This is a genomic window from Thermodesulfobacteriota bacterium (assembly GCA_025062045.1).
Lineage (GTDB): Bacteria > Desulfobacterota > Syntrophorhabdia > Syntrophorhabdales > JANXAF01 > JANXAF01.
This window is the reverse complement of record JANXAF010000027.1, coordinates 1-530: the sequence shown is the minus strand read 5'-3', so window position 1 is coordinate 530 and position 530 is coordinate 1. Positions and strand designations below refer to the sequence as shown.

1 protein-coding gene is annotated in these 530 nt (G+C 40.0%); it reads right to left on the bottom strand.

Going from position 1 to position 530, the window contains the following annotated elements:
* Positions 1–202: 202 nt before the first annotated feature.
* Positions 203–530 (bottom strand): tyrosine-type recombinase/integrase (locus NZ583_09035; protein ID MCS7281735.1); only part of this gene is annotated, 328 nt, incomplete at its 5' end.

Sequence of the window (530 nt, the reverse complement as noted above, 5' to 3'; positions counted from 1 at the left end):
ACATCTACGACGAATCAGGAGCTCTCATTGAAATAAGACCAGTTGGAGAAGGATGCTACGAAAAAACAGTATTGAAGAAGTAAACGGTAAAACCAAACTGTAGTCACAATGTAGTCACATGCTTTTTTACTTTCCCCACAGATTCCCTTGGATACATTGCGCCCAGCAGGAGTCGAACCTGCAACCTTTGGATTCGTAGTCCTCATTTGGAATCTTCGCAAATGCTTGATAATTCTTGATTTGCGTGAGGTTGGGGTGTAGTCAAAGAATCGAAATTCTCTTTTAATTTCAATGGGTTAGTGTAGTCAGCGAGTACTTTTTCTCCTGCCCTTTTTAGCTCCCAAAAGGCCACATGGGTATAAAATTGAGTCGTTTGAATCTGCCTATGGCCTAGGTACTGCTGAATCGTCCTCAAATTTATATCCTTTGCGAGCATATGCGTAGCTATAGAATGCCTAAAAATATGGCACGTGACTCTCTTTTTTATGTTCGCTTTTTGTATTGCTCTTTTTATCACCAATTTTACGTTA